General features: G+C 70.3%; 10 protein-coding genes. 2 read left to right on the forward strand and 8 right to left on the reverse strand.

Annotated features, from left to right (window positions below):
* Positions 1-18 precede the first annotated feature (18 nt).
* The 7 genes from QLQ12_RS33745 to pyrR form a co-directional block, all read right to left on the reverse strand.
* The gene (locus QLQ12_RS33745) at positions 19-1,296 is read right to left on the reverse strand and encodes an adenosylmethionine--8-amino-7-oxononanoate transaminase (protein ID WP_282764833.1); all 1,278 of its coding nucleotides are present in this window, start codon (positions 1,294-1,296) and stop codon (positions 19-21) included.
* A gap of 131 nt (positions 1,297-1,427) precedes the next feature.
* Positions 1,428-2,471: a quinone-dependent dihydroorotate dehydrogenase gene (locus QLQ12_RS33750; RefSeq protein WP_282764778.1), complete on the reverse strand. Its 1,044-nt coding sequence runs from the start codon at positions 2,469-2,471 to the stop codon at positions 1,428-1,430.
* Between the two features lie 23 nt (positions 2,472-2,494).
* Complete coding sequence (gene carB, locus QLQ12_RS33755; RefSeq protein WP_282764779.1) at positions 2,495-5,812, reverse strand: carbamoyl-phosphate synthase large subunit; 3,318 nt, start codon at positions 5,810-5,812, stop codon at positions 2,495-2,497.
* Between the two features lie 5 nt (positions 5,813-5,817).
* The gene (gene carA / locus QLQ12_RS33760; RefSeq protein ID WP_282764781.1) at positions 5,818-6,927 is read right to left on the reverse strand and encodes a glutamine-hydrolyzing carbamoyl-phosphate synthase small subunit; all 1,110 of its coding nucleotides are present in this window, start codon (positions 6,925-6,927) and stop codon (positions 5,818-5,820) included.
* Entirely contained in the window at positions 6,924-8,195 is a 1,272-nt protein-coding gene (locus QLQ12_RS33765) for a dihydroorotase (RefSeq protein WP_282764782.1), read from the reverse strand. Before QLQ12_RS33765 ends, carA begins: the two co-directional genes overlap by 4 nt.
* On the reverse strand, positions 8,192-9,112 hold the full coding sequence (locus tag QLQ12_RS33770; RefSeq protein ID WP_282764783.1) for an aspartate carbamoyltransferase catalytic subunit: 921 nt from the start codon (positions 9,110-9,112) through the stop codon (positions 8,192-8,194). Before QLQ12_RS33770 ends, QLQ12_RS33765 begins: the two co-directional genes overlap by 4 nt.
* A complete protein-coding gene (pyrR, locus tag QLQ12_RS33775) occupies positions 9,109-9,669 on the reverse strand; it encodes a bifunctional pyr operon transcriptional regulator/uracil phosphoribosyltransferase PyrR (protein ID WP_282764784.1) in 561 nt (186 codons plus the stop codon). The genes QLQ12_RS33770 and pyrR overlap by 4 nt, the downstream gene beginning before the upstream one ends.
* A gap of 306 nt (positions 9,670-9,975) precedes the next feature.
* On the opposite strand from pyrR, the gene bldD reads away from it, so the two are divergent.
* Positions 9,976-10,464, forward strand: a complete 489-nt coding sequence (gene bldD / locus QLQ12_RS33780) for a transcriptional regulator BldD (protein WP_014446326.1) — start codon at positions 9,976-9,978, stop codon at positions 10,462-10,464.
* Positions 10,465-10,703: 239 nt separating this feature from the next.
* Here bldD and QLQ12_RS33785 read toward each other — a convergent pair whose 3' ends face one another.
* Positions 10,704-11,120, reverse strand: coding sequence for a hypothetical protein (locus QLQ12_RS33785; protein ID WP_282764785.1), 417 nt, complete (start codon positions 11,118-11,120; stop codon positions 10,704-10,706).
* A gap of 122 nt (positions 11,121-11,242) precedes the next feature.
* On the opposite strand from QLQ12_RS33785, the gene QLQ12_RS33790 reads away from it, so the two are divergent.
* A complete protein-coding gene (locus QLQ12_RS33790; RefSeq protein WP_282764835.1) occupies positions 11,243-11,788 on the forward strand; it encodes an endonuclease domain-containing protein in 546 nt (181 codons plus the stop codon).
* The last annotated feature ends 7 nt before the right edge of the window (positions 11,789-11,795 follow it).

An 11,795-nucleotide genomic window follows, 5' to 3' on the forward strand; every position in this document is an offset into this window, starting at 1 on the left:
GCAATTCCCTCTCGCGTGTCAGCTAGCCGCCACCGCGGCGGCGATTCCCGCGGTAATGCGGGCCACGTCGGCGTCGTCCGTGACGAACGGCGGCATGGTGTAGATCAGGTCCCGGAACGGCCGCAGCCAGACGCCCTCGGCCACCGCCGCCGCGGTCGCCGCCGGCACGTCCACGTCGTGCTCCAGCTGGACCACCCCGATGGCGCCCAGGACACGCACGTCAGCGACCCCTCGCGCGCCGCGTAGCGGCTCCAGGCCGCTTCGCAGGGCCTTTTCGATCATCGGTACGCGCTCGGCCCACCCGCCGGCGCGTAAGAGGCTCAGAGAGGCCCCGGCGACCGCGCACGCGAGCGGGTTCCCCATGAAGGTCGGGCCGTGCGCCAGTCCACCGCCCTCCCCGGCTGAAATCGCGGTCGCCACCTCACCGGTGCAGAGCGTCGCCGCCAGGGTCAGGTATCCGCCGGTCAGCGCTTTGCCCAGGCACATGATGTCCGGGCTCACACCGGCGTGATCGGCCCCGAAGAACCGGCCGGTCCGGCCGAACCCGGTGGCGATCTCGTCGAAGATCAGGAAGATCCCGTGCGCGGCGGTCGCCTCGCGCAGCACCCGCAGGTATTCCGGATGGTGGAACCGCATGCCGCCCGCGCCCTGCACCACCGGCTCGACGATCACCGCGGCGATCTCGCCGGAGTGCCGCTCGATCATGTCGGTCAGCGCGGTGGCGTAGCCGTCGTCCCACTCCGCCGGTGGCGCCTCCGCGAAGATCTGCGCAGGCAGCACCCCGGTCCAGAGGCTGTGCATGCCGCCGACCGGATCGCAGACACTCATCGGGTGAAAAGTATCGCCGTGATATCCGCCACGCCAGGTGGCCAGACGGCTCCGGCCCGGCCGGCCGAGGGCCCGCTGGGCCTGCAACGCCATCTTGATCGCCACCTCGACCCCGACCGAGCCGGAGTCGCAGAGGAAGACGTGCTCCAGCCCCGGCGGGGTGATCTCGACCAACTCGGCGGCCAGCCGGATCGCCGGCTCGTGGGTCAGCCCGCCGAACATCACGTGGCTCATCCGGCCGGCCTGCCCGGTCAGCGCCGCGTCGAGAACCGGGTGCCGGTAGCCGTGGATCGCCGCCCACCAGGACGACATCCCGTCCACCAGTTCCCGGCCGTCGGCCAGGCGCAGGCGCACGCCCTCGGCGCTCTCCACCAGGTAGGGGTCGCTGCGGCCGGGCATCGGCCCATAGGGATGCCAGACGTGCGCCCGGTCCAGCGCCAGCAGCCGCGCCGCGCCGGCCCCGTCCATGCCGGCCCCGTCCGCGCTGGGCCCGCTCGGGCCGGGCCTCTCCCGCCACGCGGCATCCGCGCCACCCCTGTCCGGGCCGGCCGGCCCGGACAGGTGGTCGAGCGCGAGATCGTCGTCGCGCCCGGTGGCGGTCACCGCGCGGCTGCGGTCCGCACCGGGCGGGCGCCGCGGGCGACCGCCTTGACAAGATCGGGCCCCCGGTAGATGAACCCGGTGTAGAGCTGGACCAGCGACGCCCCGGCGTCGAGGAGCCGGGACGCGTCGTCAGCCGACATGATCCCGCCCACCCCGATGATCGGCAGGCGGCCACCGCTCTCGGTGTGCACGAACCGCACCACCTGGCGGGACCGGGCGGTCAGCGGCGCCCCGGACAGGCCGCCGGCCTCGCTCGCCAGGTGCCGGTCGGCCGGGGCCAGCCCGTCACGTGACAGCGTGGTGTTCGTCGCGATGATGCCGGCCGCACCGTGCGCCAGGCAGACCTCCAGCAGCTCGGCGATCGCCGGCTCGGTCAGGTCGGGAGCGATCTTGACGAGCACCGGCACGGGACCGGCCAGCGCCTGCAGCAGGGCCCCGATCGAGTCCTTGTCCTGCAGGGTCCGCAAGCCGGGAGTGTTCGGCGACGACACGTTGACCGCGATGTAGTCGGCGTAGGACTGCAGAAGGCGGTACGAGGCGAGGTAGTCCTCGACCGCGTCCTCCAACGGCGTCACCTTCGACTTGCCGAGGGAGACACCGATCGGCACCGGCCGCTTGGCCGACCCCGGTGGGCCCAGCTCGGCCAGGCGCTCGGCCAGGGCGGCCGCGCCGGCGTTGTTGAAGCCCATCCGGTTGACGATGCCCTCGCTGTCCTTGGCCCGGAACAGGCGTGGCTTGTCGTTGCCCGGCTGCGGTTTCGCGGTGACCGTGCCGACCTCGACGAAGCCGAAGCCGAGCGCCGGCCACGCCTGCAGGGCGACCCCGTTCTTGTCGACGCCGGCGGCCAGGCCGACCCGGTTCGGGAACCGGACGCCGAAGACGTCGACCGGGGCGGAGAACGCGTACCGCCGGCGCAGGGCCGCAAGAGCCGGGGCGGGCAGCTGGGCGAGCCGGTTCAGCGTCCACTCGTGGGCGTGCTCGGCGTCGCCGCCGCCCAGCCGGAACAGCGCCGGCCGGGCGACGTCGGTGAAGAAGTTCACCTAGACCACCTTCGTCGTGACGGTCATGCGAGATCGCCCCTGAGCAGCTTGTGCAGCTCCTGCAGCGGCCGGACCGTCATGTCACCGGCGCGGAGGGCCTCGATGCCCATCACCGCGGCGGCGGCGCCCGGAACGGTGGTGATGCTCGGCACGTCCGCGGTGACGGCGGCGCTGCGGATCTCGTAGCCGTCGAGGCGGGCACTGGCGCCCGAGCCCTGCGGCGTGTTGATGATCAGCGCGATCTCGCCGGCCAGGATCAGCTCGACCGCGTTCTTCTTGCTCGGGTCCTCGTAGTGCTTCGGGACGATCTCGCACTCGATGCCGTACCGGCGCAGCACCTCACCGGTGCCGGACGTGGTGACGATGGTGAACCCCAGGTCCGCGAGCCGCTTGACCGGGAAGATCATCGACCGCTTGTCCCGGTTGGCGACCGACACGAACACCTTGCCGCTGGTCGGCAGCGAGCCGTACGCCGCGGCCTGCGACTTGGCGAACGCCTGGCCGAAGCCGGCGTCGATGCCCATCACCTCGCCGGTCGACTTCATCTCCGGGCTGAGCAGGCTGTCCACGTTGTTGCCGGCCAGGGTGCGGAACCGCTTGAACGGCAGCACCGCCTCCTTGATCGCGATCGGCGCGCCGGGCGGGGTGGCGCCGCCGTCGCCGGAGGGCAGCAGCATGCCCTCGGCGCGCAGCTCGGCGATGGTGGCGCCGAGCATGATCCGGGCGGCCGCCTTGGCCAGCGGCACCGCGGTCGCCTTCGACACGAACGGCACCGTCCGCGAGGCGCGCGGGTTCGCCTCCAGAACGTAGAGGGCCTCGTCCTTGAGCGCGTACTGCACGTTCATCAGGCCGCGCACGCCGATGCCCCGGGCCAGCGCCTCGGTGTAGCGGCGCACCTCGGCGATGTGCGGGGCGGCCAGGTTGATCGGCGGCAGCGAGCAGGCCGAGTCGCCGGAGTGGATGCCGGCCTCCTCGATGTGCTCCATGACGCCACCCAGGTAGACCTCGCCGGTCGCGTCGCAGAGCGCGTCCACGTCGATCTCGATGGCGTCGTCGAGGAACCGGTCCACCAGCACCGGGTGGTCCGGCGAGATCTCGGTGGCCCGCTCGATGTAGCCCCTCAGGGTGGGCTCGTCGTAGACGATCTCCATGCCCCGGCCGCCGAGCACGTAGGACGGGCGGACCAGGACCGGGTAGCCGATCGAGTCGGCGATCGCCTTGGCCTCGCCGAAGCTGGTCGCGGTGCCGTGGTCGGGCGAGCGCAGGCCGTTCTCCGCCAGCAGCGTGCCGAACAGGCCGCGGTCCTCGGCCAGGTCGATCGACTCCGGGCTGGTGCCGACGATCGGGAGGCCGGCCGCCTTGAGCCGGTTCGCCAGGCCGAGCGGGGTCTGACCGCCGAGCTGCACGATCACCCCGATCACGCCCGGGCCGCCGGCGGCCTTGCCGGAGCTGTCCTCGGCGTGGAACACCTCGAGGACGTCCTCGAAGGTGAGCGGCTCGAAGTAGAGCCGGTCGGCGGTGTCGTAGTCGGTCGACACCGTCTCCGGGTTGCAGTTGACCATGACGGTCTCGAAGTCGACCGCCCGGAGCGCCTGGACAGCGTGCACGCACGAGTAGTCGAACTCGATGCCCTGGCCGATCCGGTTCGGCCCGGAGCCCAGGATCAGCACCTTGGGCCGGTCGCTCGGCGCCACCTCGGTCTCCTCGTCGTACGACGAGTAGTGGTACGGGGTGTTCGCCTGGAACTCGGCGGCGCAGGTGTCGACGGTCTTGTAGACCGGCCGGATGCCGAGCCGGTGCCGCAGCACCCGGACCCCGTCCTCACCCGCCAGCTCGGGCCGCAGGGCCGCGAGCTGCTTGTCGGAGAGCCCGGACCGCTTGGCGCGGCGCAGCAGCTCGGCGTCGAGGACCGGGGAGGCCAGGATCTCGGCACGCAGGTCGACCAGGGCCTGGATCTCGTCCAGGAACCACGGGTCGATCCGGCCGCTGGCCTGGTGCACCTGCTCGACGGTCGCGCCGAGCCGCAGCGCGGCCTCGACCGTGTAGAGCCGGCCGTCGTGCGGGATGCGCAGGGCTTCCAGCGCCTCGTCGACGTCGGTGAAGGTCGGCGCGGTCCAGAAGCCGGCGGCCTTGGTCTCCATCGAGCGCATGGCCTTGTTGAGCGCCTCGGCGAAGTTGCGGCCCAGGCTCATCGCCTCACCGACCGACTTCATCGTGGTGGTGAGTTCCTTGTCGGCGCCCGGGAACTTCTCGAACGCGAACCGCGGGATCTTGACGACCACGTAGTCGAGCGCCGGCTCGAAGGCGGCCGGCGTCTTCAGCGTGATGTCGTTGGGGATCTCGTCGAGGGTGTAGCCGATCGCCAGTTTCGCGGCGATCTTGGCGATCGGGAAGCCGGTGGCCTTCGACGCCAGCGCCGACGACCGGGACACCCGCGGGTTCATCTCGATTACGATCATCCGGCCGTCGTCCGGATTGATCGCGAACTGGATGTTGCAGCCGCCGGTGTCGACGCCGACCTCACGGAGGACGGCGATGCCCAGGTCACGAAGCTTCTGGTACTCCCGGTCGGTGAGCGTCATGGCCGGGGCCACGGTGACGCTGTCGCCGGTGTGCACGCCCATCGGGTCGATGTTCTCGATCGAGCAGACGACCACGACGTTGTCGTGCTTGTCGCGCATCAGTTCGAGCTCGTACTCCTTCCAGCCGAGCACGCTCTCCTCGATGAGCACCTCGTGCACCGGGGAGGCGGCCAGGCCGGAGCCGGCGATCCGGTCCAGGTCCTCACTCGTGTGCGCCATGCCCGAGCCGAGGCCGCCCATGGTGAACGAGGGCCGGATGACGACCGGCAGGCCGATCTCGGCGACCGTCTCCCGTACCTCGTCCATGGAGTGGCAGACCCGGGACCGCGGCGTCTCGCCGCCCGCCTTGGCCACGATGTCCTTGAAGAGTTGCCGGTCCTCGCCCTTACGGATGGCCTCGACGTTGGCGCCGATCAGCTCGACACCGTACTTCTCCAGGACGCCGCTCTCGTGCAGCGCGATCGCGGTGTTCAGCGCGGTCTGGCCGCCCAGCGTCGGCAGGATCGCGTCGGGGCGCTCCCGGGCGATGACCAGCTCGACGAACTCTCCAGTGATCGGCTCGACGTAGGTGGCGTCGGCGAACTCCGGGTCGGTCATGATCGTGGCCGGGTTGGAGTTGACCAGCGAGACCCGGATGCCCTCGGCCCGCAGCACCTGGCAGGCCTGGGTGCCGGAGTAGTCGAACTCGCACGCCTGGCCGATGACGATCGGGCCGGACCCGATCACCATCACATGTTTGATGTCGTCACGCTTCGGCACTCGCGTCAGCCCTTCTTTTCCACAAGGTCAACGAAGCGGTCGAACAGGTAATCCGCGTCGTGCGGGCCGGCGGCGGCCTCGGGGTGGTACTGGACGGTGAAGGCCGGGACCTCGAGGCCCCGCAGGCCCTCCACCACGTTGTCGTTCAGGCAGACGTGCGAGACCTCGACACCACCGAACTCGGTGTCGATCCGCTCGCCGATCGGGGCGTCCACCGCGAAACCGTGGTTGTGGCTGGTCACCTCGACCTTGCCGGTGGTCTTGTCGAACACCGGCTGGTTGATGCCTCGGTGGCCGTACCCCAGCTTGTAGGTGCCGAAGCCGAGCGCCCGGCCGAGGATCTGGCTGCCGAAGCAGATGCCGAACAGCGGCACCCGGCGGCGCATGACCTCCCGCGCGAGGGCGACCGGTCCGTCGGCGGTCGCCGGGTCACCGGGGCCGGGCGAGAAGAAGACCGCGTCGGGGCTGACCGCGAGCAGGTCCTCGATCGAGGAAGACGCCGGGAAGATGTGCGTGGTGACGCCCCGCGCGGCGAGCCGGCGGGACACGTTGCGCTTGATGCCCAGGTCGAGGGCGGCGACCGTGTAACGGTGCTCGCCCTCGGCCTTCACCGTGTAGCGGTCGCCGGTGGTGACCTGTGCGGAGAGGTCCGCGCCGAGCATCTGCGGCTGGGCCAGGACCCGCTGCTGCAGCTCTTTCGGGTCGAGGTCGAGCGAGGAGATGCCGGCCCGCATGGCGCCGCGCTCCCGCAGGTGCCGGGTGAGGGCGCGGGTGTCGACACCGCTGATCCCCACGACGCCCTCGGCGGCCAAACGGTCGCCCAGGTCGCCGGTGGAGCGCCAGTTGGACGGGCGGCGGGCCGGGTCGCGAACCACGTAGCCGGCGACCCAGATGCGGTCGGACTCGTCGTCCTCGCCGTTGACGCCGGTGTTGCCGATCTGCGGCGCCGTCTGCACCACGACCTGCCGGTGGAACGACGGGTCGGTCAGCGTCTCCTGGTAGCCGGTCATGCCGGTGGTGAACACCGCCTCGCCGAACGTCTCGCCCACCGCGCCGTAGGCGGAGCCGTGGAACGTGCGCCCGTCCTCCAGGACGAGGATCGCTTTCGAGGTCACTTGACTGCCTTCCCGTCCAGAACCGTCGCTTCGCCCCTGAGGAAGGTCGCCACGATGCGACCGGGCAGGGTGTGACCCGCGTACGGCGTGTTGCGGCTGCGGCTGGCCAGCTCCGCCGGGTCGACGACCCAGCGGGCGGCCGGGTCCACCAGCGTGAGGTTGGCCGGCGTGCCGGCCCGCGTCAGGTCGCCGCCGTGGGAGTCCAGCCCGGCGATGCGGGCCGGCGCGATCGACATGCGGTCGGCGATCAGCTCCCACTTCGGGCCGAAGACGCTCAGCACGATCGGCAGCGCGGTCTCCAGGCCGAGCATGCCGGGCCGCGCGTACGACCACTCGCACTCCTTGTCCTGCACGGCGTGCGGCGCGTGGTCGGTGGCCACCACGTCGATCACTCCGTCCAGCAGAGCCTGGCGCAGGGCTTCGACGTCCTTACGTGTACGCAACGGGGGGTTGACCTTGAAGACCGGGTCGTAGCCGGACGCGAGCTCGTCGGTGAGCAGCAGGTGATGCGGGGTGACCTCGGCCGTCACGCGGACGCCGCGTGCCTTGGCCTGGCGCAGCACCTCGACCGACCCGGCGGTGGAGACGTGGCAGACGTGCAGGCGGCTGCCGACGTGCTCGGCCAGGAGCACGTCGCGGGCGATGATCGCCTCCTCGGCGACCGCCGGCCAGCCGGTGAGGCCGAGCCGCGTGCTGACCTCGCCCTCGTGCATCTGGGCGCCCTCGGTCAGGCGCGGCTCCTCGGCGTGCTGGGCGATGACGCCGTCGAACGCCTTCACGTACTCCAGAGCGCGGCGCATCAGCTTGGGGTCGGCGACGCAGAAACCGTCGTCGGAGAAGATTCGCACCCCTGCCGCGGAGGAGGCCATCGCGCCCAACTCGGCCATCTGCTTGCCGGCCAGGCCGACCGTGACGGCGCCGATCGGCTGCACGTCGACCAGGCCGGCCTCGCGGCCCAGCCGCCAGACTTGCTCGACCACGCCGGCGGTGTCGGCGACCGGCGAGGTGTTCGCCATCGCGCAGACCGCGGTGTAGCCACCGAGGGCGGCGGCACGGGAACCGGTCTCGACGGTCTCGGCGTCTTCCCGGCCGGGCTCGCGCAGGTGGGTGTGCACGTCCACCAGGCCGGGCAGGGCGACCAGGCCGGACGCGTCGATGACCTCGGCGTCCTGGCCGGCCGGCTCGGCGGAGATCACGCCGTCCGAGATGTGCAGATCGGTCGGCGCGGCGCCGAGGATCGAGACGCCCTTGAGCAGGTACGCCATCACTTGCCTCCCAAAAGCAGGTAGAGGACGGCCATCCGGACGCTGACGCCGTTGGCGACCTGTTCGACGATCGTGGAGCGGGGCGAGTCGGCCACCTCGGGCGCGATCTCCATCCCGCGGTTCATCGGGCCGGGGTGCATGACGATCGCGTGCTCCGGCATCTTGTGGAGACGAGGCACATCGAGCCCGTAGCGGCGGCTGTACTCCCGCGCCGACGGGAAGTAGGAGTCCTGCATCCGCTCGGTCTGCACGCGCAGCATCATCACCACGTCGCTGTCCGGCAGCACCGCGTCCAGGTCGAAGGAGACCTGGGTCTTCTCGGAGAGCGCCGCGGCGACGTCGAGCGGGATCAGGGTCGGCGGGCCGACCACGGTGACCTGCGCGCCCAGGGTGGTCAGCAGCAGGACGTTGGACCGGGCGACCCGGCTGTGCAGCACGTCACCCACGATCGCGACCTTCAGCCCGTCGAGGCGGCCCAGGCGGGAGCGCATCGTGTAGGCGTCGAGCAGCGCCTGCGTGGGGTGCTCGTGGGTGCCGTCGCCGGCGTTCACGACCGACCCGTCCACCCAGTTCGCCAGGCGGTGCGGCGCGCCGCTGGCCGAGTGCCGGATGACCACCGCGTCGGCGCCCATCGCCTGCAGGGTCAGCGCGGTGTCCTTGAGGCTCTCCCCCTTGGACACGCTGGAACCCTTGGCGGAGAAGTTGATGACGTCGGCGGAGAGCCGCTTGGCGGCCGCCTCGAAGGAGATCCGGGTGCGGGTCGAGTCCTCGTAGAAGAGGTTGACCACGGTGCGGCCGCGCAGCGCGGGCAGTTTCTTGACCTCACGACCGGAGAGGGCGGCCATCTCGGCGGCGGTGTCCAGGATGAGCGTGGCGGTCTCGGCGTCCAGGTCGGCGGCCGAGCGCAGGTGCTTGATCACGTGAGGCCTCCGATCAGCTTGACCTCGTCGGCGCCGTCGGTCTCGGTGAGAGTCACCTTGACGCTCTCGCTGAGCGCCGTCGGGATGTTCTTGCCCACGTAGTCGGCGCGGATCGGCAACTGCCGGTGACCGCGATCGACCAGGACCGCGAGCTGCACCGAGCTGGGCCGGCCGATGTCGTTGAGGGCGTCCAGGGCGGCGCGCGCCGACCGGCCGGAGAAGAGGACGTCGTCGACGAGGATGACGCGCAGGCCGTCGATGCCGCCGGGCGGCAGCTCGGTCTTGCCCAGCGCGCGGGTGGCTTTCAGCCGCAGGTCGTCGCGGTAGAGCGTGATGTCGAGAGAGCCCACCGGCACGTCGACGCCTTCGAAGGCGTGAATCCGGGCGGCGAGGCGGTGCGCGAGCGGGACTCCGCGGGTCGGGATGCCGAGCAGAACCGTCCCGGTGGCGCCGGAGGTCTTCTCCAGAATCTGGTGGGCGATCCGGTCGACGACCCGGTGCAGGTCGGACTCCGCCAGAATGATCTTGCTAGGTGCGTCTGCGCGTGGTTGTGCCACGGCGGACCTCCTTCCCCGCCTCACGGGACGGGTCGTTAAAGGATGTCGGTCGGGCCGGAAGAACAAAGACCCGATGGCTGACGCTACGTTACCAGTGGCCGGATCGTTGACCATGGTGACGTGCCTGACTGGAGCACACCGGACAAATCCCACCGTCTAGGGATACAGCCGGTTACTTTGGTGCGGCCCGCGCGACTCATCGGTAACCAACACTTGACCGGCGGTCGCAAACTCCGTACCGTCACGCAGCGTAGCGAACCGTGAGGAAAGAACCCTCCGGGCCAGCACAGTACCGGGAGTGTCCATATGCCGTCTGAGTACGCGAAGTCGCTGGGCGCTCGCCTGCGCTCCATCCGCCAGCAGCAGGGCCTGTCCCTGCAGGGCGTCGAAGAGAAGTCCAACGGCCGCTGGAAAGCGGTCGTGGTCGGCTCATACGAGCGGGGCGACCGCGCGGTAACCGTCTCGCGCCTTGCCGAACTGGCCGATTTCTACCGTGTGCCCGTCTCCGAGCTGCTGCCCGACGGCAGTGGCATCCGACTCGAGGCCACTAACAAGATCGTTCTGGACCTCGAGAAGCTGTACGACACCACCGGCGAGGACCTCGCCTATGTGGCGCGGTACGCCCGTGCGATCCAGCAGCAGCGCGGCGACTACAACGGCCGCGTCCTCTCCATCCGCGCCGACGACCTGCGCGCGCTCGCGATCGTCTACGACATCTCGCCGTCCGGCCTCATCGAGCGCCTGACCGAGCAGGGCGTCCTGGTCGCCGACCCGCGCGCATTCTTCGCCAGCTGAGGAATTCACAAGCGGAAAGCCGGCTCACCCGCTGAGCCAGCTGCACAAAATCAGCAACACCCCGTAGCGCCCCCCGTAAAGCCCGCGTCCCCCCGACGCGGGCTTTCGCATTTCCCACCCCACCCCACCCCGCCGCCGCTGCCACCACTGCTGCCACCGCTCGATCTTGTGAACTTTGGGTGCTCCGTGCCCGTAGAAATCCACAAGATCGAAGGTTTTCCACAGGCAAGCGCCCAAGATCAGCAGCAGACGCGGCAATCGGGCAGGGTCGAGAGATGCCGCTGAACCCTCCGGGCCAGGACGCAGGTGACTACGAATGGTTGATTCTCGAACAGGCAGGCGTGCTGACCACGCGCCAAGCCGTCGGTCTCCTCGGCCGCCGCAAGGTGGACGGCCACCTCGATCAGGGCCGCTGGCGCCGGCTGTGCCGGGGCGTTCTGCTGACGCACAACGGACGGCTCGACCCCGACCAGCAACTGTGGGCCGCCGTCCTCACCATGGGTGATGGGGCGCATCTCGCTGGAGCCACCGCGATGGCCATCGGCGGGGTGACCGGCTTCAAGCCCGAGTCGATCCACGTGCTCATCCCGGGACAGCGCTCTCGGAGTATCCGTGCCGCGGACCTCCCGGCGGGCATGGCCGGTGTCAGCGTTCACCGGACCACCGTCCTCCCGGCAGGCCATCAGCAGACCGGCGGACCACACGGACCTCGATGCCACGGTCCGTCATCGACGCCGCGGCATGGGCCCGCACCGACAACGGAGCCCGCGTGCTGATCATGAGGGCCTGCCAGCAGCGGCGAGTGACCGTCACGGCGTTGCGCGAGGCTCTCGCCCTGTTCCCCCGGATCCGTCGTCATCGCCTGCTCACGGAGACCTTCGACGATCTTGATGTGAGCGCGATGACGCTCGGTGAGGCGAGTTTGATGAAGCTCTGTCGCACTTACCTGCTTCCGCTGCCTGAGTTGCAGCGGCAGCGGCAAGACGTCGACGGGCGCAATCGATACCTCGACGCCTACTGGCCGGACCACGGGCTGCAGGTGGAGATAGACGGAGCACACCACATGGAGGTCGACCACTGGAGTGCGGACATGCTCCGCCAGAACCAGCTGTGGATCGCGGGCGACCGGATCCTGCGGTTCCCGTCGTGGCTCGTGCGGGCGCGGCCTCAGATTGTCGCGGCGCAGATCAGAGCCGCTCTCGAGGCAGCCCGCCCTCAGCCACGGAAGCCGTCTTCAGGCCGGCAGACCAATCTTGTGGATTTGACCGACCACGGCGCGACGAAATTCCGCAAGGTCACCATGCGGCGCTGTCAGCAGCGCTGATGTCGGT

The sequence above is a fragment of the Actinoplanes sandaracinus genome (assembly GCF_030009775.1).
GTDB lineage: Bacteria > Actinomycetota > Actinomycetes > Mycobacteriales > Micromonosporaceae > Actinoplanes > Actinoplanes sandaracinus.

Excerpts from the sequence above, each read along its gene's own strand:
- QLQ12_RS33745 (WP_282764833.1), bottom strand. The coding sequence starts at position 1,296 with ATGGACGGGGCCGGCGCGGCGCGGCTGCTGGCGCTGGACCGGGCGCAC.
- bldD (WP_014446326.1), top strand. The coding sequence starts at position 9,976 with ATGCCGTCTGAGTACGCGAAGTCGCTGGGCGCTCGCCTGCGCTCCATC.
- QLQ12_RS33790 (WP_282764835.1), top strand. The coding sequence starts at position 11,243 with ATGAGGGCCTGCCAGCAGCGGCGAGTGACCGTCACGGCGTTGCGCGAG.